The 25,827-nt window shown below is 72.3% G+C and carries 21 protein-coding genes; 8 read left to right on the top strand and 13 right to left on the bottom strand.

The window, feature by feature from the left end:
* Positions 1-12 precede the first annotated feature (12 nt).
* The 6 genes from G569_RS0133560 to G569_RS0133535 are packed head-to-tail and all read right to left on the bottom strand — an operon-like array spanning position 13 to position 6,779.
* Complete coding sequence (locus G569_RS0133560) at positions 13-1,590, bottom strand: amidohydrolase (protein ID WP_028066657.1); 1,578 nt, start codon at positions 1,588-1,590, stop codon at positions 13-15.
* On the bottom strand, positions 1,587-2,396 hold the full coding sequence (locus G569_RS0133555; RefSeq protein WP_028066656.1) for an ABC transporter ATP-binding protein: 810 nt from the start codon (positions 2,394-2,396) through the stop codon (positions 1,587-1,589). Before G569_RS0133555 ends, G569_RS0133560 begins: the two co-directional genes overlap by 4 nt.
* Positions 2,389-3,354 (bottom strand): ABC transporter ATP-binding protein, encoded by a 966-nt coding sequence (locus G569_RS53730; RefSeq protein WP_037501104.1) that lies wholly within the window; start codon positions 3,352-3,354, stop codon positions 2,389-2,391. Before G569_RS53730 ends, G569_RS0133555 begins: the two co-directional genes overlap by 8 nt.
* The gene (locus tag G569_RS0133545) at positions 3,347-4,195 is read right to left on the bottom strand and encodes an ABC transporter permease (RefSeq protein WP_028066655.1); all 849 of its coding nucleotides are present in this window, start codon (positions 4,193-4,195) and stop codon (positions 3,347-3,349) included. The genes G569_RS53730 and G569_RS0133545 overlap by 8 nt, the downstream gene beginning before the upstream one ends.
* Positions 4,192-5,139 (bottom strand): ABC transporter permease, encoded by a 948-nt coding sequence (locus G569_RS0133540; RefSeq protein WP_028066654.1) that lies wholly within the window; start codon positions 5,137-5,139, stop codon positions 4,192-4,194. Before G569_RS0133540 ends, G569_RS0133545 begins: the two co-directional genes overlap by 4 nt.
* 2 nt (positions 5,140-5,141) lie before the next feature.
* Positions 5,142-6,779 carry an ABC transporter substrate-binding protein gene (locus G569_RS0133535; protein ID WP_028066653.1) on the bottom strand — a complete coding sequence of 546 codons (1,638 nt, stop codon included), beginning with the start codon at positions 6,777-6,779 and terminating at the stop codon, positions 5,142-5,144.
* 54 nt (positions 6,780-6,833) lie between these two features.
* Here G569_RS0133535 and G569_RS63260 point away from each other — a divergent pair, with 54 nt between their 5' ends.
* The 5 genes from G569_RS63260 to G569_RS0133505 all read left to right on the top strand — a co-directional run bounded on the left by G569_RS63260 (position 6,834) and on the right by G569_RS0133505 (position 11,022).
* Positions 6,834-7,049 carry a hypothetical protein gene (locus G569_RS63260; protein WP_028066652.1) on the top strand — a complete coding sequence of 72 codons (216 nt, stop codon included), beginning with the start codon at positions 6,834-6,836 and terminating at the stop codon, positions 7,047-7,049.
* Positions 7,050-7,131: 82 nt separating this feature from the next.
* Positions 7,132-8,103, top strand: coding sequence for an aldo/keto reductase (locus tag G569_RS0133525; RefSeq protein WP_028066651.1), 972 nt, complete (start codon positions 7,132-7,134; stop codon positions 8,101-8,103).
* Positions 8,104-8,219: 116 nt separating this feature from the next.
* A complete protein-coding gene (locus tag G569_RS53725; protein WP_037501101.1) occupies positions 8,220-8,552 on the top strand; it encodes a hypothetical protein in 333 nt (110 codons plus the stop codon).
* On the top strand, positions 8,553-9,761 hold the full coding sequence (locus G569_RS0133510; RefSeq protein ID WP_037501099.1) for a cation:proton antiporter: 1,209 nt from the start codon (positions 8,553-8,555) through the stop codon (positions 9,759-9,761). It begins immediately after the preceding gene.
* A gap of 58 nt (positions 9,762-9,819) precedes the next feature.
* Positions 9,820-11,022, top strand: a complete 1,203-nt coding sequence (locus G569_RS0133505; RefSeq protein ID WP_028066649.1) for a DUF1214 domain-containing protein — start codon at positions 9,820-9,822, stop codon at positions 11,020-11,022.
* Here the strand turns inward: G569_RS0133505 and G569_RS0133500 are convergent.
* Entirely contained in the window at positions 10,998-11,642 is a 645-nt protein-coding gene (locus G569_RS0133500; protein WP_037501095.1) for a response regulator transcription factor, read from the bottom strand. The two genes, G569_RS0133505 and G569_RS0133500, sit on opposite strands and share 25 nt — an antisense overlap.
* Before the next feature lie 216 nt (positions 11,643-11,858).
* Between G569_RS0133500 and G569_RS0133495 the strand changes: the two genes are divergently transcribed.
* From G569_RS0133495 to cydC, 3 genes are read left to right on the top strand one after another with little or no spacing between them, the layout of a single operon-like run.
* Complete coding sequence (locus G569_RS0133495; protein ID WP_028066647.1) at positions 11,859-14,006, top strand: winged helix-turn-helix domain-containing protein; 2,148 nt, start codon at positions 11,859-11,861, stop codon at positions 14,004-14,006.
* A 24-nt stretch (positions 14,007-14,030) separates the two neighbouring features.
* Positions 14,031-15,590: a thiol reductant ABC exporter subunit CydD gene (cydD, locus tag G569_RS59515; RefSeq protein WP_053227365.1), complete on the top strand. Its 1,560-nt coding sequence runs from the start codon at positions 14,031-14,033 to the stop codon at positions 15,588-15,590.
* Positions 15,587-17,269, top strand: coding sequence for a thiol reductant ABC exporter subunit CydC (cydC, locus tag G569_RS59510; RefSeq protein ID WP_084285974.1), 1,683 nt, complete (start codon positions 15,587-15,589; stop codon positions 17,267-17,269). Before cydD ends, cydC begins: the two co-directional genes overlap by 4 nt.
* On the opposite strand, the gene cydB is transcribed toward cydC, so the two are convergent.
* From cydB to zwf, 6 genes are read right to left on the bottom strand one after another with little or no spacing between them, the layout of a single operon-like run.
* The gene (cydB, locus tag G569_RS0133485) at positions 17,217-18,194 is read right to left on the bottom strand and encodes a cytochrome d ubiquinol oxidase subunit II (protein WP_028066646.1); all 978 of its coding nucleotides are present in this window, start codon (positions 18,192-18,194) and stop codon (positions 17,217-17,219) included. The genes cydC and cydB overlap by 53 nt on opposite strands.
* Positions 18,195-18,203: 9 nt before the next feature.
* Positions 18,204-19,571, bottom strand: coding sequence for a cytochrome ubiquinol oxidase subunit I (locus G569_RS0133480; RefSeq protein WP_028066645.1), 1,368 nt, complete (start codon positions 19,569-19,571; stop codon positions 18,204-18,206).
* 2 nt (positions 19,572-19,573) lie between these two features.
* The gene (locus G569_RS53715; RefSeq protein WP_053227363.1) at positions 19,574-20,863 is read right to left on the bottom strand and encodes an NAD(P)/FAD-dependent oxidoreductase; all 1,290 of its coding nucleotides are present in this window, start codon (positions 20,861-20,863) and stop codon (positions 19,574-19,576) included.
* Positions 20,856-22,436: a GMC family oxidoreductase gene (locus G569_RS0133470; protein ID WP_028066644.1), complete on the bottom strand. Its 1,581-nt coding sequence runs from the start codon at positions 22,434-22,436 to the stop codon at positions 20,856-20,858. Before G569_RS0133470 ends, G569_RS53715 begins: the two co-directional genes overlap by 8 nt.
* Complete coding sequence (locus G569_RS0133465) at positions 22,433-24,340, bottom strand: glycoside hydrolase family 15 protein (RefSeq protein WP_028066643.1); 1,908 nt, start codon at positions 24,338-24,340, stop codon at positions 22,433-22,435. The genes G569_RS0133470 and G569_RS0133465 overlap by 4 nt, the downstream gene beginning before the upstream one ends.
* Entirely contained in the window at positions 24,337-25,767 is a 1,431-nt protein-coding gene (zwf, locus tag G569_RS0133460; RefSeq protein WP_037501093.1) for a glucose-6-phosphate dehydrogenase, read from the bottom strand. Before zwf ends, G569_RS0133465 begins: the two co-directional genes overlap by 4 nt.
* Positions 25,768-25,827: the final 60 nt, after the last annotated feature.

Below are 25,827 nucleotides of genomic sequence, written 5' to 3'. Positions count from 1 at the left end.
CGTAACGGATGCTCAGGCGCCGAACACGACGTCGCCGTCGACGATCGTCATGACGACCGGGAGCGCAGGGAGGTCGTCGGCCGCGGTGTCGACCGGATCCTCGGCCACCACGGTGAGGTCGGCGAGGCGTCCGGGGCGCAGCGGCCCGAGGCGGTCGTCCCCCACGGCGAGCGCGGGGCGCAGCGTGTAGCCCTCGAGCGCCTGGAGCGCCGTCAAGGCCTGGTCGTCGTAGGGCGCGCGCCCGGTCTGGCCCGGCGGGCGGCGCAACCGCGCCGCGGCCATGCCCTCTCGCCAGTCATAGCGCGCGACGGGCCAGTCCGACCCGAGCGTGACGAGCGCGCCCGACTCCCACAGCGAGCGGATCGGGAAGGCGCGGTCGCACCGTTCCGCGCCGAGCCGCCGCGACCAGTTGTCCGAGCGGTCGGGAGCGAGCTCCATCATGTGCTGGGCCTGCATCGAGGCGATCACGCCCTCGGCCGCGAAGCGCGGCAGGTCGGCGGCCTGGAGGGTCTCGATGTGCTCGATCCGGTGCCTGACGCCCGGGGCCGCGCCGGCGCGCCGGTAGGCGTCGAGCGCCTCATGGACGCCGCGGTCGCCCGTGGCGTGGGTGACGATCTGGAAGCCCTCTCGCGCGAAGAACTCCACCGCGCGCAGGTACTTGCCGAAGTCGGGCCAGAACGATTCGAGCCCGTCGCCCTCGGCGTCGGGCTCCATCAGCCAACCGGTCCCGGTGTCGATGACACCGTCGATGAAGAGCTTGGCGACGCCCATGCGCCACCGGTCGCCGCGCTCGGTGCGCTGGCGGGCGTAGGCCTCCCACACCTCCTCGGGCGTGTCCGGCTGCGACCAGAACGGCATCACCATGCGCGTGACCAGGTCGCGGTTGGCCTCGAGCTCGCGCAGCGTGCCGAGCGTGTCCAGCGTGCCGTCCATGCCGTGCAGCCCGGTGATCCCGGTGGCGGCGAACTGGCGCAGGCGGTCGGCCTGCAGCGCGTAGACGTCCTTCGCCGTCAGCGCGGGCATCGCGCCGTGGACGAGCTCCATCGCGCCGCGCTCTCGCAGCTCGCCGGTCGGGGCGCCCTGGGCGTCGATGACGATCTCGGCGTGCTCGGCGAACGCCCGCGGGCCGTCGACGCCCGCCAGCTCGAGGGCGCGCGGCGTGGCCAGCGCGGTATGGAAGTCGATGAACGTGAGCAGCGCGGGGCCGCCGCCGGCCGCGTCGGCGAGGAGCTCGCCGCTGATCCCGGTGTGGGCGAAGGCGTTGTAGTCGAGCCCGTAGCCGAGCACCCACTCGCGCGGCGCGCAGCGGCGGCGCTCCTCGCTCACGAGGCGGCGGACGTCTTCCAGCGTTCGCGCGTCCATCAGGTCCACGCCGCGCGCGTCGACGGCGCCCATGAACGGATGGACGTGGCTGTCGATGATGCCGGGGATGACGGTGGCGCCGGCGAGGTCGATCGTCTCCCGGGCGCCGCGGACGTCGTCGTCGAAGGCCGCGATCGAGTCGCCGGCGATGCCGATCGCGGTCGCGGTCGGGCGAGCCGGGTCCAGCGTGCGGACGCGGCCGTTGATCAGCGCGAGGTCGAGGGTCATGTGGCACTTCCTTGGGTCAGGACGCGGCGCGTCGGCTTCCAGCCTGGACGGGGCACGGAGGCCCGGAGCAGCTGCGTGTAGGGCGCTTGGGGGCGATCGAGCACATCGGCCGTGCGGCCGCGCTCGACGACGCGTCCGCGGTGCATGACGATCGTGTCCTCGGTGATCTGGCGGACGACCGCGAGGTCGTGCGAGATCAGGACGTAGGACACGCCGGTCCGCTCGCGGATGTCGGCCAGGAGGTTGAGGATCTGCGCCTGGATCGAGACGTCCAGCGCGGCGACGGACTCGTCGAGGATGACGACCTGCGGCTCGGCGGCCAGCGCGCGGGCGATGGCGATGCGCTGGCGCTGCCCGCCCGACAGGGCTCTCGGGCGGGCGCGCAGCTGCCGGTCGTCGAGGCCGACCAGCTCGCCGAGCTCGGCGATGCGCGCACGCCGCGCGTCCTTGGAGGTCTGGTCGCCGTGCAGTCGCAGGACCTCGTCGATGGCCTGCACGGCGTTGTGGCGGGGATCGAGCGAGGAGTACGGGTCCTGGAAGACGATCTGGACCTCGCGGCCGCGGCGCCGGCGCTCGGCCGCCGACCGGGCGGGCGTGGAGCGATCGCGGCCACATGCGGCGATCCTGCCCTCGTCCGGGGCCTGCAGACCGACGATCAGCTTCGCCACCGTGGTCTTGCCCGACCCGGACTCGCCGACGATCGCGAGCGAGCCGCCACGCGGCACGACCAGGTCGACGCCGTCGACGGCGACCACGTCGCCGAACGTCTTGCGCAGCCCGACGGCCTCCAGCACGGGCTCAGCCATGGTTGACCACCCGCAGCTCGTGCGCGCGCACGCACCGCACCAGCCCACCGTCGAGCGGTTCGAGGGCGGGGCTCTCGTCGCGGCAGCGGTCGCGCGCGTGGGCGCAGCGGGGCGCGAACGGACACCCGGGCGGCGCCTCGAACGCGGAGACCGGGCGCCCGGGGATCGCCGTCAGCCGGTGGACCGCGGCGTCCGCGCTCGGCCGCGCGGTGGCCAGCGACGCGGTGTAGGGATGCAGCGGGTCCTCGTGCAGCCGTGCCGACTCGCGCGTCTCGACGATCCGCCCGGCGTACATGACAGCGGTGCGATCGCAGACCGCGCCCGCCAGCTCCAGGTCGTGGGTGATGAACAGCAGTGCCAGGCCGCGGTCGCGGCGGAGCTCGTCCAGGATCGCCATCACCTCCGCCTGCGTGGTGACATCGAGCGCGGTCGTCGGCTCGTCGGCGAGCAGCAGACGCGGCTCGGTCAGCAGCATCGTCGCGATCATCACGCGCTGCAGCAGGCCGCCCGAGAGCTCGTGCGGGTACTGCCCCAGCCTGCGCTCGCCGTCCTCGATGCCGACCTCGGCGAGCGCCGTGACGGCGCGCCGCCGCGCCGCCTGGCGATCGACGCCGCGCAGGGTCCGCAGCGCCTCGCCCATGAAGTCGCCGATCGTCCGGACCGGGTTCACATGCGCGCGCGGGTCCTGGAAGACCATCGCCACGTCGGTGCGATAGTCGCGCAGGGCGCGGCCCTTCAGCGCGCTGATGTCGCGCCCTTCGAACGCGACCGCCCCGGTCGCGGTCGCGCCGCGGGGGAGCAGCCGCGCGATCGCACGCGCGGTCATCGACTTGCCCGAGCCGGACTCGCCCACGAGGCCGACGGCCTCGCCCGCGGCGATCGTCAGCGAGACGTCGTGCAACACGGTGCCGATCGGCAGCTCGACGGCGAGGCGGTCGACGGTGAGGAGCTCAGGCATCGCCCGCGTCCTTGGCCGAGAGCCGTTCGCCGAGCAGGTTGACCGCCACGACGACCACCACGATGCACAGGCCGGCGGTGAGCGACTCCATCGGGTAGCCCTGCAGCACCCCCGACTGGCCCGTGGCCACCATCACGCCCCAGTCGGCGTCCGGCGGCTGGACGCCGAGGCCGATGTAGGAGATCGCCGCGAAGTCCACCATCGCGTAGCCGAAGGTCAGCGTCGCCTGCGCGGCGATCAGCGGTGTCAGGTTCGGCAGCAGGTGCCGCGAGCAGATCGCGAACGCGCTCAGGCCCTGGACCTCGCCGGCGGCGATGTAGTCGCGCGAGCGCTCGCGCAACCCGGCGCCGCGCAGGATCCGCGCGATGTAGGGCGTGTAGGCGATGCCGAGAGCGATCGCGGGGGCGAGGAGCCCACGGCCGAAGACGGCGGCCGCGAGGATCGCGAGGAGGATCGCCGGGAACGCGAACAGGATGTCCATCGCGGTCGATGTCACGGCGTCGACCCAGCCGCGGGACCACGCGGCGAGGACCGCCAGCGCGGCACCGACGGTGACGCAGATCCCGACGACCAGGAACGGGCCGAGCATCGCGGTCCGCGCGCCGGTCAGCAACCGGCTCAACAGATCGCGGCCCTGGGAGTCGAAGCCGAGCGGATGACCGGGCATCGGCCCGACATAGGCGTTCGCGAGCTCGCCCGTGTTCGGGTCGTGCGGCGCGAGCAGCGGGCCGATCAGCGCGAGCACGACCGCGATCGCCACGATCGCCGCGCAGATCACGGCCACGACGTCGTTGCCCGCGACACGACGCCGGCGGTCGATGACGACGGCGACAGCGCTCATGACGCGCGGGTCCCGATCGCCACCCGCGGGTCGAGCACCGCGTACAGCAGGTCGACGAGGGCGTTGATGATCACGAACGCCGCGACGACGATCAGCGCGATCCCCTGGACGACGGCGAAGTCCTTGCTCAGCGCCGCCTTGACCAGCGCCGCGCCGAGGCCGTCGAGGGCGAACGCCCGCTCGACGACCGCCGAGAGCGCGATCAGCGACGCGATCGTCACGCCGACCACCGTCGCCACGGGGATGGCGGCGTTGCGCAGCACGTGGCGGCGGACGACGAGCGGGTACGGGATGCCGCGGCTGATCGCGGTCTGGACATGCTCGCGCCCGAGCTCGGTGCGCACCGCCACGCGGGTGACGCGCACGACGATCGCCATCGTGGCCAGCGCCAGCGCGATCGCCGGCAGGGTGAGATGCCACACCCGGTCCAGGAAGCCCTCCCCCGCGTCGATCGCCGGGAACCAGCCGAGGTTGACGCTGAACACCGACAGCAGCACGATCGCGGCGATGAACGACGGGACGGCCGCGAAGACCGTCGTGCCGGCGACGATCGAGGCGTCGAGCGCGCCGCGCCGGAGCCCCGAGACGATCCCGAGACCCACGCCCGCGACCACGATCAGCAGCGCGGCGTAGAGGACGAGGTCGACGGTGACACCGATGCGTGTCCCGATCACCGATGCCACGCTCTCGCGGTACGTGATCGACACCCCGAGATCGCCGTGCAGCGCGTTCCCGAGCCAGTGGACGTAGCGCGAGAGCAACGGGTCGTCGAGGTGATACTGGGCGCGCAACTGCGCGACGGCCTCCGGCGGGAGCGTCCGGCCGCCGGACAACGTCGAGAGCGGATCGCCGGGCGCGAGCTCCAGCGACGCGTAGATCACGAAGCTCGACACGAGCAGTGCGGCGATCAGCATCACGCCGCGCCGGAGGCCGAATCGCCACATGGCTACCTCCCCCCGAGCAGGCCGGCCCACGGGCCGGCCATGTAGGTGAACGACGACGGCGCGCCCGTGAGGTCGCTGCGGGTCACCAGCACGGTGTGGACGGCGGCCATCGGGATCCACGGCAGCTGGTCCATGATCCGGTCGCCGGCCTGCGCGACGAGCTTGGCGCGGGCGTCGGGGTCGGCCGTGCGGCGCGCGTCGCCCATCGCCTTGTTGATCTGCCCGTCGGCGAACACGGAGTAGTTCTGCGAGCCGTCCGGCGAGACGACGGTGTTGTAGAACAGCGCCGGATCGGCGGCGTCGGGGTAGTTGACGGTCGGGAACCCGTCGACGCCCTCGCGGGCCTTCGGGTCGGTGAAGAAGTTGATGAAGTTCTCCGCCGAGACGGCCTTGAACTCGACCTTCAGCCCGATCGCCTCGCCCGCCGAGCGCAGCGCGTTCGCCGATGCGGCGATGGTCGGGACCTCCGACGACATGCCGATCGTCAGCGTCTTGCCCTGCACACCCGCCTGCTGCGCCAGTCGGTCGGCCTTGGTGACATCGCGCGCGGGATCGGCGAGCTTGTCCCAGTCGGCCTGGAAGACCGCCTTGCCGTAGCCCCACGAGCCGGGGTTCGCCAGGGTGCGCGGCAGCTGCGCGGCGCCCTTGTACGCGGTCTGGATGTAGCCCGCGCGATCGACGGCCAGCGAGAGCGCCTGGCGCACGCGGACGTCGCCCAGGACCCCTTTCAGGTTCGAGATCACGAACGCGTCGGTGGCGTTCGACGGGCCCTCGCTGACGGTGAGCGCGTCGCTTGCCTCGAGCTGATCCAGCGTGCTGACCGCCTGCGGGTAGCTGCCGTCGATGTCACCCGTCAGCAGTCCGGAGGTCAGGCTCGCCTCGTCCGGGACGCCCTTGAAGTCGATCCCCGCCAGCTTCGCCTTGCGCGAGGGGTCCCAATAGCCGTCGCTGCGCACGACGCTCAGCGATGAGCCGGGCTTCCAGGCGTCCACCTTGAACGGGCCGGAGCACATGGTGCCGCCCGCCGGGGTGCCGAAGCTCTTGCCCTTCGCCTCGGCATAGGACTTCTCGTACACGATGCCAGGCATCGAGGAGAGCTCCCCGTCGAGCCAGTAGTCCGGCTCTGAGAGCTTGATCGTGACCGTGTGCTCGTCGGTCGCCTCGATCGACTTCACGCGGGTGAAGACGGCCGGGTAGAACCCTCCGGCCTTGGGATCGGCCGCGCGCCGGAGCGTGTACACGGCATCGGCGGCGGTGACCGGCTTGCCGTCCCAGAACGTCGCCGACGGGTTGAGCTTGAACACCACGGTCCTCTCGTCGGGCCGCTCGGGGAGCGCGCTCAGCCCCGCGGCCAGGCTGCCGTCCGGGTTCTGGCGCAGCAGCGACTCGCACAGCGCGGCGTCGACGGTGTTCTCCGGATAGTCGAACGCCTGGATCGGGTCGAGCGTCTGTACGTCCCGGTAGAGCGCCCACGTGATCTTGCCCGCGTCCTTCGTCGCGGCGGGTGTCGCCGGGCTCAGCTCGGCGGGGGACTTCGCCGCGGCGCTGCTCGACGGTGACGGGGCGGCCTTGCCACACCCGCCCGCCGCCAGCGCGGCAAGCAGGGCGACCGCCGTGGGAGCCTTGAGAGCTCGCGTCATGGTGGGGACACTCCTGTGAGGGCGAGACGCTCGATCGCGTCGAGGATCAGATCAGTGGCATCGTCAAAGCTCGCGTCGAGAATCGGGAACGAGATGCGGCGCGACGCGCACCTCCGAGAGCCCGATCTCCAGCAGGACACCGAGCACACGCTCGGCGATGCGCTGCAGGCTCGGCGTGTCGTCCGGTTGATGCGCTCGGCGTCCAAGCGCGGACGCGCGGCGTCCGGCTGGCCGCCGGCCACAGCAACTCTCTCCACCGCCGCAGCGTAACTCGCCGCATCAATGATGTCAACACTGTTGACATCATTGATGCAGGAACAAGCCGAGCCGAAACACGCGTAGGGTGCGAGAGATGCAGCACGTACGATTGGGCAGCACCGGGCTGAAGGTCAGCCGGCTCTCGCTCGGGTGCATGAGCTACGGCGACCCGACCACCCCGGGGGCGCACGAATGGTCGCTCGTCGACGATCAGGCGCAGCCGTTCTTCCAGCAGGCGATCGAACTCGGCATCACCTTCTGGGACACCGCCAACGTCTACCAGGCCGGCACGTCCGAGGAGGTCGTCGGACGTGCGATCAAGCGCTGCTCGCGGCGCGAGGACATCGTGCTGGCCACGAAGGTCTTCGGCCGCATGCACGACGGCCCGGGGGGACAAGGCCTGTCGCGCAAGGCGATCCTCGAGCAGATCGACGCGTCACTGACGCGGCTCGGCACCGACTACGTCGACCTCTACCAGATCCACCGCTTCGATCCCGAGACCCCCGTCGAGGAGACGATGGAAGCCCTCCATGACATCGTCAAGGCGGGCAAGGTCCGCTACATCGGAGCGTCCTCGATGTACGGATGGCAGTTCGGAAAGCTCCAGCACGCCGCCGACCTCGGCGGCTGGACCCGCTTCGTCTCGATGCAGAACCAGTACAACCTGCTGCGCCGCCAGGACGAACCCGAGCTGATGGCCATGTGCGCCGACATGGGCGTCGGACTGGTGCCCTACTCGCCGCAGGGCAAAGGCCGGCTCGCCCGTCCCTACGGTGAGCAGAGCGTGCGCTCCACCGTCGACAAGGTCGTCCAGGCCTTCGACGCGCCGCGCGACAAGCCCGTCATCGACACGGTCCAACAGGTCGCCGAAGCTCGCGGGGTCACGATGGCCCAAGTCGCCCTCGCGTGGGTGCTGACCAACCCGATCGTCTCCGCCCCGATCATCGGCGCGACCAAGCCCCACCATCTCACCGAGGCAGTCGCCGCCTTGGACCTCGAGCTCACGCCCGACGAGATCGCGGCGCTGGAAGCGCCCTACGTCAACGCCGGGCCCTCCTGGTTCTGAGCCGACGGAGGTCGAACTCCTGCAGGAGGCTGCCGACGGATGAGATGGCGATCTCTTCCACATCACCCCGATCGGATGACGCGCGCTCGCGCTTGGCGCAACACGATCGCGGCTGTATGTCCGAGATCCCCCCGCTCCCGCAGCACCACGAATCCCAAGACGCCGGCACCGGGCGCGTCGTGCTGTGGTTCGTGCTCTTCAACGTGGCGTTCTGGCCCCGGCTCTTCATCCTCGGGTTCTGGATCTTCAGCGACACCATCGGGAATGCGTTCTCGGGCTGGGTCGTGATCATCCTCGGCTTCTTGCTCCTGCCGTGGACGACGTTGCTCTACGCCTGGATGTGGGCGATCGACTCCAACAGCGTCACCGGCTGGGAATGGATCATCGTCGCCATCGGACTGCTGAGCGACCTCTTCTTCTGGATCGCCGGTCGCGCGTCGATGCGCTGAATGCTGTTAGCGGCCGTCGATCCCGCCACGACCCTGGCGATCGTCGTCGCGGGCGCGGTCGCCGGTACCGTCTCCGCGCTGCTCGGCGACCGTGGTGTCCTCGTACCGGCCGTGGTGGTCGAGCTGTTGATCGGCGTCGTGATCGGGCCCGACGTCCTCGGCATCCACGTGTCGGACGTCATGAGCTTCCTCGCCAGCCTCGGCCTCGGCCTGCTGTTCTTCTTCGCCGGCTACGAGATCGACATCCAGCGGATCCGCGGCGAGCCGCTGCGGCTCGCGTTGCTGGGCTGGATCATCTCGCTCGCACTGGCCTACACGATCGGCGGTGTGCTGGCCTGGGCGGGCGTCGTCCTCTCGCTCGTGTACACCGGCTCGGCGATGGCGACGACCGCAATCGGCACGTTGATCCCGATCCTGTCCGACACCGGTGAGCTGCACACCCGGCTCGGCCGGTACCTGCTGGCCGCGGGCGCCGCGGGCGAGTTCGGGCCGATCCTGCTGCTCACGCTGGTGCTCTCGACGCAGGGCGCCCTGCACAACTCGATCATCCTGCTCACCTTCATCGGACTGGCGGTGGGCGTCGCCTTGGCCGTGACGCGCAGCTCGCACCATCTGCTCCCGATGCTCGAGCAGACGATCGAGAAGAGCTCACAGCTGGCGGTCCGCTGGATCGTGGTGCTGGTGTTCGCGCTCGCCCTGCTCGCCTCCGAGCTCGGCCTCGATCTGCTGCTCGGTGGATTCGCCGCCGGAATGATCACCCGGCTGCTGCTCCGGGAGACCGAGGTGCGCGGGTTCGACTCCAAGCTCACGGCGGTCGGCTTCGGCTTCTTCATCCCGTTCTTCTTCGTGGTCAGCGGCATGCAGATCGACATCGACGCGTTGTTCGGGAGCGCCAGCGCGATCGCCAAGATCTTCCTGTTCTTCGGGCTGTTCCTGGTCGTGCGCGGGGTGCCCGCGCTGGTCCTGTATCGAAGTGTCCTCGACGGCTCGGAACGCCGCGCGCTCGCGCTGTTCTGCGCGACGCAGCTGCCGATGGTGCTCGCGATCACGACGGTCGCGCGCGACACGGGCCACATGCGCGCCTCGACTGCGGCATCGCTCGTCGGCGCGGCGGTCCTGTCGACGCTCCTGTTCCCGATGCTCGGCCTGCGGATGCGCGGTGCGGCGCGCCGCTCCACAGATGCGTCGCCGGTCGAGATGCCCGCCTGAACGGCGTCGTCCGAACGGGATGATGCCGGAGCCTGGCGGGTGCTCCTACGGTCAGCCTGTGTCCGCTGGTGAGATCACCGAGTCCGACGCCATCGCGCTGGCTCAGGACGCGTACGTCTTCGGCTATCCGCTGCTGCTCAGCGCCCACGCCGCGCGCGAATCGAACCGCCTCTTCCTCGCCGCCGCGCAGGACCACACGCGCCGGATCTGGGGCTGGCTCGACGTCGGGCAGGAACCCTGGGTGCTCTCGCTGCCGGAGACGTTCGGGCGCTACTACGTGATCTGGCTGCGCGACTCCTGGCACACGGCGTTCGCGTCCGTCGGCGTGCGGACGACGGGCACCGAACCGCGCGCGATCGCTCTGGTCGGACCGGCGAGCCAGGGCACCCACCTGCGCGCCGGGCTGACCGCGATCGCCACGCCCACACGGCTCGTGCGCGTCACGGGAGCGATCGAGGCGGGCGAGGGCGACGATCGGCTCGCCGAGGGGATCCGGCTCGCGCCGGCGAGCCGCTGGACGACCGTCGAGGACGGGAAGGCGCCGGCGGCGGCCGCCGATGGCAACGGCGCAACGGTGCGGGCGGCGGCCGAGGTCGATCAGCTCGACGCCCAAGCCTTCTTCTCGGATCTGCTGCGGCTGAGCGGCGACAACGCACCGGAGCCCGCGGATCGCGGGATCCTGACGCGCTTGCGCGAGGTGCTCGCGGCTGGGGATGGGCTCGCGCCGGCCCTCGACGCCGGTGTGCGGCGCGGCCGCGAGGCCCTCCGGGCGGCGGTCGCCCAGCCGGCCGGCACGCGCGTGGGCGCGTGGCGGATCAACTACGACCACGGGCGCTACGGGAGCGACTATCTGCGACGTGCGGCGGCAGCGCGCACCGGCCTCGGCGACGAGCCGGCGACCGACGAGTTGGTGGCGGTGGCCGAGGCCGACGCGAACGGTGTGGCCCTGACGGGACGCGACCGCTATGTCCTGCGCTTCGCGCCCGAGGCGGCGCCGCCGGTCCAAGCCTTCTGGTCGCTGTCGACGTCCGCCGGATCGCTCAGCGATGCGCAGGGCCTGATGCTGGACGCCGACGGCGCGCTCTCGATCCTGATCCAGCACGACGCGCCTGACGCCGGTCGTGGGACGAACTGGCTCCCGGCCCCGCCGGACCGCTTCGTCCTCACGTTGCGCCTCTTCTGGCCGCGCGAGGAGGCGCTCGAGGGTCGCTGGACGCCGCCGGCGGCTCAGGTGCTTCAGCTCGTGTCGCCGGACAGGTAGATCAGCGCCGCCTTGACGCGCCGGCTGACCTCCTCGGACTCGACCAGGCCGAGCTTCATGAAGATCGCGTTGATGTGCTTCTCCACCGCCTTCTTGGACAGGAAGACCTCGCCGGCGATCGCCTGGTTGCTCATGCCTCGCGCCATGCCGCCGAGGATCTCGCGCTCGCGCGGCGTGAGCTCGTCGAGCCCGGTACGGCGCGCCGCGATCAACGCCTCGACGATCTTCGGGTCCACCACCGAGCCGCCGTCCGCGACGGCAGCGATGGCGCCGATCAGGTGCTCGCGGTCGCGACAGCGGTCCTTGAGCAGGTAGGCACGACGCTCGGAGCCGTGCTGGAACAGCGCGAGCGCGTACCGCGGGTCGGCGTAGAGGCTGAGCACGACAACGCCGATCCCAGGGTGCGTCGTGCGAAGCCGCTCGGCGAATTGGATGCCTTCGTCGTCCCCGCGCGGCGGCATCCTGATGTCGGTCAGCACGACATCGGGCAACTCGGCGCCGACCATGCGCTCGAGCTCCTCGCCGTCCTCGCAGCGAGCCACCAGATCGACGCGCGGGTCGGTGCCGAGCAGATATCCGAGCGCCTCCCGCACGAGGTAGCTGTCATCGGCGACGATCACGCGTAGCGGACGGCACGCGGGCGCGGCTGATGGCCGAGCCGGGACGGCGGAGGGCATGACGCGCGCTCCCACGGTTCGACTATCCCGCTTCGAACCGACGCCCGTCAACCCCTCATTCGCGGGCCAGCACCCCTTCTCGCGTCGGGTCAGCACCCCCGAAGGCAGGTCCTCACGCCCTTGCCGTCGGCGAGCGACCGGCGGCAAGCTGCCCGTACGATGACGGTCATCTCTGCGGACGAGGTGCTGCGTGACACGCAGCTGCGCCCGATCATGTCACGACGCGACGCGCAGCTCCGGAATCCGGCGCGACCCCCGCTCGCACGGCGCGAACGCCTGCTCGACGCGCTCGGCGGCCCCGGCGGGCGTCCGTTCGCCGTGTTGGTGGCACCGGCCGGGTACGGCAAGACCACGCTCCTGCGCGAGTGGTGCGCGCGCGACCCGCGGCCGAGCGCGTGGTTGACGCTGGGCCGCCCCCACGACGATCCGCTGCTGTTGCTGCGCGCGATCGCCCGGGCCGCGGACGACGCGTTCGCCCAGGCCCGCGACGGCCGCATCGTCCTGGTCCTCGACGACGTGCAGAATGTGCTCGAGCCCGGCGCCCACGAGACGCTCGCCGGCGTCATGCGGCGGCCTCCCGAGGGCATGACCATCGCGCTCGCGTCGCGCACCGAGCTGCCCCTGCCCGTGGCGCGACTGAGCGCCGCGGGACTGGTGACGGAGCTGCGGGCGCCGGCTCTGGCGATGACCCGAGCCGAGGCCGCCGAGTTCGTCCGAGCGGCGGGCCTGCGGGTCGACGCCGAGGCGCTCGACGCGCTCATGCGCCACACCGAAGGCTGGCCCGCGGGGCTGGCGCTCGCCGCCGTCTCACTCGGACGGAGTGCCGCCGAGCATGCGTTCGCGTGCTTCGACGGCCGCGACCGGCTCGTCGCCGCGTACATCCGCGACGAGGTGCTCGCGACGCTCGATGACGCCGAGCGCGAGTTCGTCACCGCGACGGCGGCACTCGACGCGTTCACGGCACCCCTGTGCGACGCCGTGCTCGAGCGCACGGACTCGGCCAGGATGCTCGACCGGCTCCAACGCCGCGGCTTCCCGTTCGTCGCGCTCGACCGCAGCGGCGAGCGCGTGCGCCATCACCACCTCGTGCGCGACCTGCTGCGCGCCGAGTTGGGCGCGCGTGGACCGGCGCTCGAGCCGGCGCTGCACCGGCGGGCGAGCGCCTGGCACGAGCGCGCCGGCGACACCGAGGCCGCGCTCCGTCACGCGCTCGCGGCGGGCGATCCGCAACGAGGGTGCGCGACCGTCTCTGCCGCGCTCGGACAATGCGTCGAGCGCGCCACGGGTGAGATGGTCGAGCACTGGCTCAGCCTGTTCGCACCGGGAGAGATCGCCCGTCGGCCGCCCCTCGCCGTTGCCGCAGCCGCCGTCCAGCTCGCCGGCGGGCAAGGTGACATCGCGGAGCACTGGCTTCGCGCGGCCGCTTCCGGCGGCACGCCGGAGATCGTCGGCGTCGGCACCGCCTTGCGCGCGGTGCTCGGTCGCCAGGGCCTCACCGCCATCGCCGCGGACGCTGCTCGCGCGTCCGAGCTGCTCGCGCCCGACAGCCCCGGCCAGGCGCTCTGCCGACTCGCCTCGGGGGTCGCCGCTCATCTGCGCTCGGAACGCGGCGCTGCACGCGCACTGCTCGAGGAGGGCGCGCGGCGGGCAGCCGTCCACGCACCGCTGATCGGAGCCCTCTGCCTCGCGCAGCTCGCGCTCCTCGCGCTCGACGAGGACGATCGTGAGGAGGCCGCCGGGCTCACGGCCCGCGCCCGCGCTCAGGTCGAGCGTTTCCGCCTGGAACGCTTCCCCGCCAGCGCACTCGTCCTCGCCGTGTCGGCGTTCGTGAGCGCCCTGCGCCGCGTCGACGGTGCCGCGCAGGACCTCGCGGCGGCCGCGGCGCTGCGCGAACGGCTGACGGACTTCGCGGTCTGGTACGACGCCGAGGTCGAGGTGGTGCTGGCGCGCGCGGCCCTGCGGTTGACCGACGTCAACGGGGCGTGCCGGCACGCCGTGGCGGCCGGCCGGCTGGTCGCGCGGCTCCCCGGCGCGGTGACGCTCGCGGAGTGGCAGCTGGCAGCCGGCGCAGAGCTCGATGCCTACCGCACGGCCGTGCGGGAGGAGCGGTTCGTGTTGACCGCCGCTGAACTCAAGGTGCTCCAGTTCCTCCCCACCCACCTGACGTTCCGGCAGATCGGCGAGCGCACGAGCGTCACGGGGAACACCGTCAAGACGCAGGCCAACGCGGTCTATCGCAAGATCGGCGTGCGATCGCGCTCGGCCGCGGTGATGCGCGCCCGCGAGCTCGGCCTGATCGAGGCCTGAGCCCGCGAACGTCCGAGGTGGATCGTGGCGCAGGCGCGTGTGTCGATCATCGCCTCCGTCGCGCTCGGCGTCGCGACGGCGCTGGCGCTGGTCGCCCAGGCGTGGCTGCTGGCCGCGGCGATCGCGCGCGTGTCGACCGGCGCGCTCGCGGCCCTGGTCGGGGTCGTGGTGGCGCGCGCCGCGCTGGCCTGGCTCTCCGAGGTCGTCAGCGGGCGCTGCTCGACCCGGGTGCGAACCCGGCTCCGGCTCGCGCTGCTCGAACGGGCGGGGCGCGTGGACGGGCCGTCGCCGGGCGCGTTTAGCACGCTCGCGACGCGTGGGATCGACGCGCTCGACCCGTACTTCGCCCGCTATCTCCCTCAGGTCGCGCTCGCGGCGATCGTCCCCGGGGTCGTGCTCGTCGTGCTGGCCGCCCGCGACCCGGTGTCGGCCGCGATCGTGCTCGGCACGCTCCCGCTCGTGCCGCTGTTCATGGCGCTCGTCGGTGCCTCGACGCGCGAGCGCGTGGACACGAGCCTGCGCACGCTGCAACGCCTTTCCGGCCACTTCCTGGACGTCGTCGCCGGCTTGACGACCCTGAAGCTCTTCGGGCGCGCCGCGGCGCAGGCGGACACGATCGGCGTCGTCGCCGGCGCGTATCGCGAGCAGACGCTGGCGACGCTGCGCGTCGCCTTCCTCTCATCCCTGGTGCTCGAGCTGCTGGCCTCGTTCTCTGTGGCGCTCGTCGCCGTCGCGATCGGCCTGCGGCTGCTCGGCGGTGACATGGCCCTGGAGACGGCGCTGCTGGTCCTGATCCTCGCGCCCGAGGCGTACCTGCCGTTGCGCCGGCTCGGCGAGAGCTACCACGCGGGGGCAGAGGGAAAGGCGGCGCTCGCGCAGATCGCGGCGGTGCTGGACGCGCCCGTCCCGCGAGCCGGGACGTGCGCGGTCGCGTCGCTCTCGATCGTCGTCGACGGGCTGCGCGTGGCCTATCCGGGGCGCGGCGGCCCGGTACTCGACGGCGTCTCGCTGACGGTCGAGCCAGGCGAGATCGTGGCGCTCACGGGGCCGAGCGGCACCGGCAAGTCGACGTTGCTGGCCGTCCTGCTCGGCCTGGTGGCGCCGCAGGCGGGCCGGGTCTCGGTCGGTGGAGTCGACCTGCGCGACCTCGACCCCGCGGCGTGGCACGACTCGTTGGCGTGGGTCCCGCAGCACCCGAGCCTGTTCGCGGGCACGATCGCCGACAACGTCCGCGCCGGCCGGCCGGACGCGTCGGACGCCGCGGTCTGGCGCGCGCTCGCCGACGCGCGTCTGGCCGACACCGTCGTCTGCCTCCCGGCGGGGATCGACACGCCGCTCGGCGAACGCGGCGCGGGCCTGTCCGCGGGCGAGCGCCGGCGCGTGGCGCTCGCGCGCGCCTTCGTGCGCGACGCGCCCCTGCTGCTGCTCGACGAGCCGACGGCAGGACTCGACGCCCGCACCGAGGCGGAGGTCGTCCGCGAACTCGCGCGCGGCCGCACCGTCGTGCTCGTCGCGCACCGCCCCGCACTCATCGCACTCGCCGACCGGGTGATCGAGCTCGCACCCACCGAGGCGATGGCATGAACCTAAAGGGGCCTGACCCCTTTAGGTTGGCGGGCGGCGGCGCGGTGCGGCGGTTCGTCGCGCTCGGGCGACCCGCGCGCGGGCGGCTGTTCCTCGCGACCTTGCTCGGGGCCGGCGCGGCGTGCGCGGGTGTCGGGCTGCTCGCCACGTCGGCCTGGCTGATCGCGCGCGCGGCGGAGCAGCCGGGGGCGGCGGTGCTCGGCCTGGCGATCGCGGGCGTGCAGTTCTTCGCGCTCGCGCGCGCGATCGGGCGCTACGCCGAGCGTCTGGCCGGCCACGATGCGGCGTTCCGTGCGCTCGCGGCGCTGCGGGTGGCGCTCTACCGCCGGCTCGTCCCCCTCGCCCCGACCGGCTTGCCCGCGTTCCGTGACGGCGATCTCCTCGCGCGTCTTGTCCGCGACACGGATGCGCTGCAGGATCTGCTGCTGCGGGTCGTCGCGCCGTGCGCCGTCGCGCTGCTCGCCGGGGCGGCGACGGTCGTGTTGCTGTGGACGCTGCTCCCGGCGGCGGGTGCGCTCGTCCTGGCCGCGCTGGTGGTCGCCGCCGCCGCCCAGCCGTGGCGCGCACGGAGCCACGACGCCCATCTCCACGGCGAGCTCGGCGCCGCGGTCGTCGACATCGTCCACGCGGCGCCCGAGCTGCGCGTCAACGGCGCGCTGCCACACGCGCTGCGCGACGTCGCGCAGCTCGACGCGCGGCTTTCCCGGCAGGCGGGTGGCGCGGCGCGGGCGCTCGGGCGCGGGCGCGCCGTGGTGACGCTGGCGTGCGGGCTCGCGCTGTGCGGCGCCCTCGCCGCCGGCGTGCACGCCGTCGACGAGGCCCGGCTCGACCGCGTCCTGCTCGCGGTCGTCGTGCTCGTGCCGCTCGCCGCGCTCGAGCTCGTCATCGGCCTGCCCGGCGCCGCCCAGCAGCTCGCCGCCGGGCGGGCGAGCGCACGGCGCGTGCTGGAGCCGTTCGACGTACCCGCGCCGGTGACCGAGCCGGCGCACCCGGCGCCGCTGCCGGCCGGTCGCGAGCTGCGCGTGCGCGGCCTCCGGGCTCGCTACGGGCCCGCGGGGCCGTGGGTGCTGGATGGGATCGACCTCGACCTCGCCCCCGGCCGGCGCATCGCCGTCGTCGGCCGCAGCGGCGCCGGCAAGTCCACGCTCGCGGCCGTGCTGACGCGGCTGCTCGACTACGAGGCGGGCTCGGTGACACTCGGTGGCGTCCCGATCGAGACGCTCGACGGCGGCGCGTACCGCACGGTCGTCGGGCTGATCGCCCAGGACGCGCACGTGTTCGACACGACCCTGCGCGAGAACCTCCTGCTCGCCCGTCGCGACGCGAGCGAAGCGGACCTGCGCGTCGCGCTCGAGCGCGCGCGCCTCGCCGCGTGGGTCGACAGCCTGCCCGACGGACTCGACACCGAGTGCGGTCCGGGCGGCGAGCAGCTCTCGGGCGGCGAGCGGCGGCGGCTCGCGCTCGCCCGCGCCGAGCTCGCCGGCTTCCCGCTCCTGATCCTCGACGAGCCCGGAGAGCACCTCGACGCCGCGACCGGCGACGCGATCGTCGCCGACGCCCTGTCGAGCGACCGCGGCATCCTGCTGATCACGCACCGCCTCGCCGGACTCGAGGCGATGGACGAGGTCATCGTGCTGGAGGACGGCCGGGTGGCGGGTCGTGCTGGACGCGAGCCCTGAACACGTGGTAGGTCCAGCCCTGATAGAGCAGCACGACCGGGAACAGGACCGCGGCGACGACCGTCATGACCTTCAGCGCGTAGTCCCCGGACGCGGCACCCTCGATCGTCAGCGTGTACGCCGGGTTCGTCGAGACGAGCACGTTCGGGTGCAGGTCGGCGAACAGTGAGGCGACGGCCGTGCCCATGGCGATCGCGGTCGCCGTGAACGCCCAGCCCTCGCGGCCCGCGCGCAACGCGATCGCCGCCGCGGCGACGGCGACCACCGCGACCGCGCTCAGGACCCCCGGCTTCCAGACGGCGAACACGAGCGTCAGCACCACCGCGACCGCGGCCAGCGGCACCCCGAGCGTCCGCGCCCGCTCGCGCACGGTGCCGGTCGTCTTGAGCGCGAGGAACGCGGCGCCGTGCAGGGCGCACAGCGCCAGCAGCGTCACGCCGGTCAGGAGTCCGTAGGCCGTGAAGGCGTCGGCCAGGTTGCCCGCGTACTCGCCGTCCGGCCCGAGCGGAAGCCCCGCCACGAGATCCCCGAGCCCGACGCCCAGCACGAGCGGGATCAGGGCGCTGGCCCCGGTGACGGCCCACGTCCACACCCGCCGGCGGCCCGGCGAGCGCACCCGCTCACGGAACTCGAAGCCGACCGCGCGCAGGATCAAGGCCACGAGCACCAGCAGCAGTGGCAGGTAGAGCGCAGAGAACAGGGTCGCGTACCAGTCGGGGAACGCGGCGAACATCGACGCGCCGGCCACGATCAGCCAGACCTCGTTCCCGTCCCAGAACGGCCCGATCGCGCTCAGCGCCAGCCCCCGCTCACGCTCGTCGCGCCCGACCACGGCGTGCAGCAGGCCGACGCCGAAGTCGAAGCCCTCCAGCACGAAGAACCCGGTCCAGAACACCGCGACGATGACGAACCAGAGCGTGTCCATCGTCCCTCCTCAGTAGGTCAGCGCCGGCAAGGTCGTTTGCTGCTCCGGCGAAGCGGCCGTCGGCTCGCGGCGTGCGAACCGCAGCATCAGGACGAGATCGACGACGGCCAGGACGAGGTAGAGGAGCGCGAACGCACCGAGGCTGATCCAGATCCAGGTGACGCTCACCGACGGTGAGACGCCGTCCGCGGTCTTCATCAGGCCCTGCACGATCCACGGCTGACGGCCGTTCTCGGTCAGCATCCAGCCCGCGGTGTTCATCAGGAACGGTGTGAACACCGCCCACACGGCCGCACGCAGGAACCACTTCGACGTCGCGAGCCGGCGCCGGTGCAGCAGCCACGCGCCCCACAACGAGAGCGCCATCACCGCGGTGGCGAGATAGGCCATCACCCGCATCGACCAGTACTGGACGAACACGTTCGGGACGTAGTCGCCTGGCCCGTACTGCTGCTCGTAGGACGACTGCAGCTCATTGAGACCCTGCACCTCCCCGTTCCAGGACAGCGTCGCCAGCAACGAGAGCAGGTGCGGGATCGCGATCACCTTCTGCGGCTCCTCATCCTTGGCCCCGCCGCGGATCTGGAACGCGGAGAACGAACACGGTTGGCACGTGTCCCATTGCGCCTCCGCCGCCGCGATCTTCATCGGCTGGTAGCGGGTCTCGATCACGCCGAGCTGGCTGCCGACGAGGATCAGCGCGATGCTCACCGGCACGAGGACGCTGATCGCCAAGGCCGCGCTCTTGGCGAACGCCTCATGCCCACGCCGGATGTGCCACGCCGAGACGGACAGGACGACCAGCGCGCCCGTCGCGAGGGCCGCCAGCACGACGTGGAAGTAGGCCCAGACGAACACGGGGTTCGTGAACAGGGCGCCGATGTCGTTCAGCCGCGGCGGATCGCCCGCCGCGTATCCGACCGGATGCTGCATCCACGAGTTGGCGGCCATGATGAACGCCGCCGACAGGTAGGAGCCGAGCGCCACCATCCAGATGCAGAACAGGTGCGCGCGGCGTCCCAGCCGACCCCAGCCGAACACCCACAGGCCGAGGAACGTCGACTCCAGGAAGAACGCCGCGAGCCCCTCCATCGCCAGCGGCCCGCCGAAGACGTCGCCGACGTAGCGCGAGTAGGCCGACCAGTTCATGCCGAACTGGAACTCCTGCACCAGCCCTGTGGCCACGCCCACGGCCACGTTGATCAGCAGCAGCGTCCCGAAGAACCGCGTCAGCCGCAGCCATTCCGCCGCGCCCGAGCGATGCCAGAGCGTCTGCAGCACGGCGACGCTGAACGCCAGCCCCATCGTCACCGGCACGAACAGGAAGTGATAGATGCTCGTCAGCCCGAACTGCACCCGGGCCAGGTCGACGTTCATGGCTAGACCCGGGCGTGTTCCCGTGGCAGCTCGCGCTCGATCACGCGGCTCTGCTCGCGGCCGCCCATCGTCGTCGTCCACGCGCTCAACACCGACATCCGCCCGCCCGGCACGCCGCCGAGGTAGTACAGGTGCACGCCGAGATATGTCGCGTACGCGAGCGGCCCGGACAGCTTGACGCCGCGGACCTCGCACACCGCGCGGCCGCGCCCGACGACCGCGAGCGCGCCCTTGTCGAAGTACCGGAACGGCGTGGTCGCGCCGGGCGCGCCCGCCGCTATGCCCTTCGCCACATGCCGCGCCTGCTGGATCGCGACCGTGGCCAGGCCGGGGAGCGGGTGCCCGTCCGCCCCGGCAAGCGACGCGGCGTCGCCGATCACGGAGATCTCCGGATGCCCCTCGACCCCGTTGTCGGGCTTGACCTGGACCCGGCCGCCACGATCGTGAGTGGCACCGGTGGCCTCCGCGACCTTCGCGGCGAACGGTGCGGCCTGGACGCCGGCCGCCCAGATCACCGTGCGCGCTGCGAGCCGCTCGGTGGTCCCCTTCTGCTCGAACGTCACGCCCCCGGCGTCGATCGCCGTCGCCATCGCGCCTTCGCGCACCTCGACGCCGAGCGCGGCGAGCGCCTTCGCGGCCTTGGCGGACAGCGACGGGCTGAACGCGGTCAGCACGCGGTCGCCGGCGTCGAGCAGCACGATCCGCGCCCGCGCCGGGTCGATGCGCGCGAACTGGCCCTGCATGTGGTGGCGCGTCATCGCCGCCAGTTGCCCCGCGACCTCCACGCCGGTCGGTCCGCCGCCGATGACCACGAACGTCAGCAGTTCCTCACGGGTCGTCTCGTCGGGCGCGCGCTCGGCCTCCTCGAACGCCATGTGGATACGGTCGCGCAGCGCGATCGCATCGCCGATCGTCTTCAGGCCGGACGCGTGCTCCCGCCAATCGTCGTGCCCGAAGTACGACGTAGCCCCGCCGCACGCCACGATCAGGCTGTCGTAGCCGATCCGCTCGCCGCGGTCCAGGGTCAGTTCGCGCCGCTGCGGGTCGAGCTCGTCGACTTCGGCCATCAACACCCGCGCGTTGGCCTGGCGGGCGAGCATCGGCCGGATCGGCGCCGCCGCCTCGCCCATCGAGAGGATGCCGGCGGCGACCTGATAGAGCAGCGGCTGGAACACGCGGTGGTTCATGCGGTCGACGACGGTCACGTCGACGTCGGCGTCGTGGAGTGCGCGCGCCGCGGCGATCCCGCCGAACCCGCCGCCGACGATCGCGACCCGGCGACGCTCAGGCATGAGCCGGCTCCGGCTGCGCGACCGCCCCGAGCCGTTCGAGCAGGTGGTCGCCGACGCGCAGGGCGTTGGCCATCGCCGTCAGCGCAGGGTTCACGGCCCCGATGCTCGGGAAGAAGCTCGTGTCGACGACGTAGAGGTTGTCGACCTCGTGCGCCCGGCAGTTCGGGTTGAGCACCGACGTCGCGGGGTCCAGGCCGAACCGGCAGGTGCCCGCCTGGTGGGCCACGCCCGCGACCGGGATCTCGTTCTTGAGGTAGGCGTGGCGCGGCAGCAGGTGGTGCTCGTGCATGCCGAGCTTGGAGAGCAGCTCCTTGAGCTCGTGCAGGAGCCGTTGCGCGGGCACTTGGTTGGTCATCTCGTAGGCGATCGCGATCGAGCCGTCGTGGCGCAGCGTGACGCGGTTGGACTGGCGCGGGAGGTCCTCGGTCGAGAGCCAGAAGTCGATCGCGTGCCGCGCCACCTTCTCGAGCGTCCACTGCGGCGCGAGCTTGGTCTGCAGCGGCTTCTCGCCGCGGAACATGTCGGGCGAGGACTTGCCGACCATCTGGATGTTGCCGAGCGGGTGCTCGAACCCGTCCGTGCCCCAATAGAAGTCGTTGAGCCCGAGCGTCTTCTGGAACACCGTCGGGTTCTCGTCCTTGGAGAGCGCGAGCACGGCCTGGCTGTTGTGGAACATGTAGTTGCGCCCGACCTGCCCGGAGTCGTTCGCCAGGCCATGCGGGTGCGTCTCGCCGGCCGACGCGAGCAGCAGCGCCGCCGAGTTCGCGGCGCCGCACGACACGACCACGATGTCCGCGCTGAACGTCTCGCGGACGCCGTCGCGCTCGGTGACGACGCCGGTGACGGCCGTGCCCGCGGCGTTGGTCTCCAGCCGCAGCGCACGCGTGCGGGTGAGCAGCGTGACGTTGGCGTGCGCGAGCGCGGGCCGCACGGCCAGCACCTCCGCATCGGACTTCGCGTGCACCAGGCACGGGAAGCCGTCGCAGGTGGCGCAGCGCACGCAGCGGCTGTTGGGCGCGTCGCGTTCGTCGAGCATGACGCCACACGGCGCGTGGAACGGGTGCAGGCCGGCGGCGGCGAGGTCGTCGGAGAGCTGCTGGATCCGCGGCTCGTGCGTGACGGCCGCGAACGGGTAGGGCGCGCTCGCGGGCGGCTCGGTCGGGTCCTCTCCGCGCGCCCCGTGGACCTGGTACAGCCGCTCCGCCTGCGTGTAGTAAGGCTCGAACTCGTCGTAACCCACCGGCCAGCCGGGCGAGATCCCGTCGTAGTGGGAGAACTCCTCGAAATCCCGCGCGCGCAGCCGGTACAGCGCGGCGCCGTAGAGCTTGGTCGCGCCGCCGACGAAGTAGTGCACCTGCGGCTGGAACGGCCTGCCGGCGTCGTCGTACCACGTGTCCGCGGACACGTAGCGGTTGTCGACGAACACGTCGGCGGCGGACCAGTTGTGCGGCTCGCGGGGAAGCCAGTCGCCGCGCTCGAGCAGGAGGATCCGCTTGCCCGACGGCGCGAGCCGGTGGACGAGCGTGCCGCCCCCCGCGCCGCTGCCGATGACGATCACGTCGTAGTGGCTCATCGTCCGTACTCCTCCGCGAGGATGATCCGCGCGGCCGCCTCGATCAGCGCGAGGTGCGAGAAGGCCTGCGGGAAGTTGCCCAGGTGCCGGCCGGTGTCCGCGTCGAGCTCCTCGGCGTACAGTCCGAGCGGCGACGCCTCGTGCAGCAGCCGCTCCATCAGGTCGCGCGCCCGCTGCAGCTCGCCGATGATCGCCAGCGCCGAGACGAGCCAGAACGAGCAGATCAGGAAGGTCCCCTCGCGCCCGCTCAGGCCGTCGTCGGTCTCGTCGGTCCGGTAGCGCAGGACGTAGCCCTGATCGGTGAGCTCGTCGGCGATCGCGAGCACGCTGGCGCGCAGCCGCGGGTCATCGCCCGGCAGGAACCCGAAGATCGCGGCGAGCAGGTTGGACGCGTCGAGGGCGTCGGACTCGTAGTGCTGGCGGAGCACGCCGCGCTCGCTGACCCCGTGGGTGAGGATGTCGGCGCGGATCTCCTCCGCGGCCGTGCCCCAGCGCTCCATGAGCCCGCGATCGCCCCGGATGTCGGCCAGCTTGGCCGCCCGGTCCATCGCCACCCAGCACATGAGCTTGGACGAGACGTAGTGGCGCGGCGCGCCGCGCGCCTCCCAGATCCCCTGGTCGGGCTCCTGCCAGACGCGCAGCGCGCACTCGGCCTGCGCCTCGACGATCGGCCACAGCCGCCGCGACAACCGCTGGCTGCGCCGGGTGTGGAGCAGGATGCAGTCCAGGACGGCGCCGTAGACGTCGTTCTGACGCTGGTCGAATGCGCCGTTGCCGATCCGGACCGGTCGCGCGCCCGCGTAGCCGGAGAGGTCGTCGCGCGTGGACTCCGTCAGGTCGCGCCGCCCGTCGATCCCGTACATGATCTGCATCGCGCCGTCCGCGTTGGCCTCGAGATCGGCGACGAACTGCATGAACTCCTCGGCCGCCCAGTCCAGGTTGAGCCAATGCAGCGCCTGCAGCGTGAATGTCGAGTCGCGCATCCACGCGTAGCGGTAGTCCCAGTTGCGCTCGCCACCGGGCGTCTCCGGCAGCGAGGTGGTCGCCGCGGCGACCGTCGCGCCGGTCGGCATGTACGTCAGGCCCTTGATCGCCAGCGCCGAGCGCTGGATCGGCTCCCGCCAGCGATGGTCCGGGATGCGGGCGCCCGCCAGCCACGTGCGCCAGAAGCGCCGCGTCTGCGCCAGCCGCTCCTCGGCTTCGCCGGCGTCCTGCGGCGACTCCAGCTCCGCCGCCCACGAGAGCGAGCAGAACGCCCGCTCGCCGGCCCGCAGCGCGTGCCGGGCCCGGACGCGGTTGCCCTCGACCCCGAGCGCCATGTCGGTGCGCAGGCGTATCGTCACGCCGGCGCCGCTCGCGTCCGCGGTGTGGCGATCGTCGCCCACCAGTTGCCAGTCCGCCGGCGTGCGCCCGTAGTCGAACACGGGCTCGCACACCAGCTCCACCTCGACCAGACCCTCGAGGCACTCGATCGAGCGCACGAGCAGGTGGTCGGCGTCGTCGTCCGCGGGCGGGCGCGTGTGCGGCGTGACGGTGTCCTCCCCGCGCCGCGGGCCGATCGCGAGGGCGTCGCGGACGACCACCCAGCCGCCGGGAGCGTGCCAGGTGGTCACCAGGGTGTTCGTGCCGGCCTCGTAGTTCCGGGCCGCGGGCACGTCGACGCCGAACGGCCCGACGCGGAAGTAGCCCGCCTGCCGATCGAGGATCGTGGCGAAGACGCTCGGGGCGTCGAAGCACGGGACGCACAGCCAGCCGATCCCGCCGTCCGGCGCGACGAGCGCCGCTGTATGACAGTCCGAGAGGAATCCATACGAGGCGATCGGCGGGAACGGCGAAGGCGCGGCGGCGCTCTGCGGTCGCGGTTGCGGGACGGCCTGGGCGCCGTCGACCGTGGCGGCGCTCATGACGCCACCCACGGGTCGCGCCAGCCGCCGGAGCCGGCGGGCAGGCGGTCGGCCGACACCGGGCCCCAGGTGCCCTTCGCGTAGGGCTCGACCGGCGGCGGCGCCTCGAGCAGCGGCTGCATGATCCGCCACTGCTCCTCGACGGCGTCCATCCGCCGGAAGCGGGCGGAGTCGCCGCGCATCGCGGCGTCGAGCAGGACCTCGTATGGCGTCGCGCCCTCGTCGCCCGCATCGGCGAACTCGCGATCGAGCGTGACGCTCTCCGGCTCCGGCACGTCGCCGCGGCGCGCGTCGACCACGATGCGGATCCCGGTCGAGGGATCGAGCTTGATGACGATCTCGCTCGCCTCGGGCGCCTGGCTGCCGCGCGGCAGGAACCCCAGCCCGGGCGGCCGCCGGAAGACCAGGCGCGCCTCGGTCTGCGTCGTCGGCAGGCACTTGCCGGTGCGGATGAAGAACGGCACGCCCGCCCAGCGCCAGTTGTCGATCTCGAGCCGCAGCGCCGCATAGGTCTCGGTCGTCGAGTCGGGGGCAACGCCTTCGATCGAGCGGTAGCCGTCGTGCTGGCCGCGGACGTAGTGGCCGGGGTCGGCGGGCTGCGTGGCCCGCAGGACAGCGGCGATCGCGTCCTTGAGCGTGCGCGCGTCGGCGCCCGACGGGGGTTCCATGGCGACGGCGGCGACGACCTGCATGAGGTGGTTGACGACCACGTCGCGCAGCGCGCCGACGGGGTCGTAGAAGTGCCCGCGGTCGTCGACGCCGAAGTCCTCGGCCATCGTGATCTGCACGGACTCGACGTAGTTGCGGTTCCAGACGGGCTCGAAGATCGCGTTGCCGAACCGCAGGTAGAGGATCTCCGCGAGGCCGAGCTTCCCGAGGAAGTGGTCGATCCGGTAGAGCTGCTCCTCGCTCAGGTACTGGCCGAGCTCGGCCTGCAGCGCCCGGGCGGACTCGAGGTCGTGGCCGAACGGCTTCTCGACGACGACGCGCGCTCCCTCCGTCAGGCCGGCTCCGGCCAGGCCCTTGACCACCATGCCGAACAGCGACGGCGGGATCTCGAGGTAGAACACGGGCCGCTTGGCCCCGTTCATCGCCGCCGCGACGCGCTCGAACGCCGCCGGGTCCGTGAAGTCGCCGCCCACGTAGCTCAGGCGCTGGGCGAACCGGGCGAAAGTGTCCTCGTCGATCGACTCGCCGGTCGCGCGGATCGCGGCGCGGGCGTGGGTGCGCAGATCGTCGTCGCTCCAGTGATCGACGGCGACGCCGAGGATCGGACACCGCAGCAGGCCGCGGCGCTCGAGCCGGTAGAGCGAGCGAAACGTCATCACCTTCGCGAGGTCGCCGCTGATGCCGAAGACGACGAGCATGTCGGTACTCGTCGCGCCGCTCGCCTGTGGGCGCGGGCGCGTGGGGACTGCGGTGCTCATGGCGAGAACGCTCCTCGCACCCCTCACAACGGCCATCACCCCGTCCGTATGACGGGCACG

The organism is Solirubrobacter soli DSM 22325 (assembly GCF_000423665.1).
Classification (GTDB): domain Bacteria; phylum Actinomycetota; class Thermoleophilia; order Solirubrobacterales; family Solirubrobacteraceae; genus Solirubrobacter; species Solirubrobacter soli.
Note: the sequence above shows the minus strand (reverse complement) of the source record. Positions and strands in the feature narration are given on the sequence as shown.

What these genes read in the sequence shown, in the direction of transcription:
- G569_RS0133560 (WP_028066657.1), bottom strand. Translation starts at nt 1,590, where the DNA reads ATGACCCTCGACCTCGCGCTGATCAACGGCCGCGTCCGCACGCTGGAC.
- cydC (WP_084285974.1), top strand. Translation starts at nt 15,587, where the DNA reads ATGAACCTAAAGGGGCCTGACCCCTTTAGGTTGGCGGGCGGCGGCGCG.
- G569_RS0133510 (WP_037501099.1), top strand. Translation starts at nt 8,553, where the DNA reads ATGCTGTTAGCGGCCGTCGATCCCGCCACGACCCTGGCGATCGTCGTC.
- G569_RS53730 (WP_037501104.1), bottom strand. Translation starts at nt 3,354, where the DNA reads ATGCCTGAGCTCCTCACCGTCGACCGCCTCGCCGTCGAGCTGCCGATC.
- G569_RS0133535 (WP_028066653.1), bottom strand. Translation starts at nt 6,779, where the DNA reads ATGACGCGAGCTCTCAAGGCTCCCACGGCGGTCGCCCTGCTTGCCGCG.
- G569_RS0133495 (WP_028066647.1), top strand. Translation starts at nt 11,859, where the DNA reads ATGACGGTCATCTCTGCGGACGAGGTGCTGCGTGACACGCAGCTGCGC.
- G569_RS0133525 (WP_028066651.1), top strand. Translation starts at nt 7,132, where the DNA reads ATGCAGCACGTACGATTGGGCAGCACCGGGCTGAAGGTCAGCCGGCTC.
- G569_RS0133480 (WP_028066645.1), bottom strand. Translation starts at nt 19,571, where the DNA reads ATGAACGTCGACCTGGCCCGGGTGCAGTTCGGGCTGACGAGCATCTAT.
- zwf (WP_037501093.1), bottom strand. Translation starts at nt 25,767, where the DNA reads ATGAGCACCGCAGTCCCCACGCGCCCGCGCCCACAGGCGAGCGGCGCG.
- G569_RS0133470 (WP_028066644.1), bottom strand. Translation starts at nt 22,436, where the DNA reads ATGAGCCACTACGACGTGATCGTCATCGGCAGCGGCGCGGGGGGCGGC.
- G569_RS0133545 (WP_028066655.1), bottom strand. Translation starts at nt 4,195, where the DNA reads ATGAGCGCTGTCGCCGTCGTCATCGACCGCCGGCGTCGTGTCGCGGGC.
- G569_RS53715 (WP_053227363.1), bottom strand. Translation starts at nt 20,863, where the DNA reads ATGCCTGAGCGTCGCCGGGTCGCGATCGTCGGCGGCGGGTTCGGCGGG.
- G569_RS0133555 (WP_028066656.1), bottom strand. Translation starts at nt 2,396, where the DNA reads ATGGCTGAGCCCGTGCTGGAGGCCGTCGGGCTGCGCAAGACGTTCGGC.
- G569_RS53725 (WP_037501101.1), top strand. Translation starts at nt 8,220, where the DNA reads ATGTCCGAGATCCCCCCGCTCCCGCAGCACCACGAATCCCAAGACGCC.
- G569_RS0133465 (WP_028066643.1), bottom strand. Translation starts at nt 24,340, where the DNA reads ATGAGCGCCGCCACGGTCGACGGCGCCCAGGCCGTCCCGCAACCGCGA.
- cydB (WP_028066646.1), bottom strand. Translation starts at nt 18,194, where the DNA reads ATGGACACGCTCTGGTTCGTCATCGTCGCGGTGTTCTGGACCGGGTTC.
- G569_RS0133540 (WP_028066654.1), bottom strand. Translation starts at nt 5,139, where the DNA reads ATGTGGCGATTCGGCCTCCGGCGCGGCGTGATGCTGATCGCCGCACTG.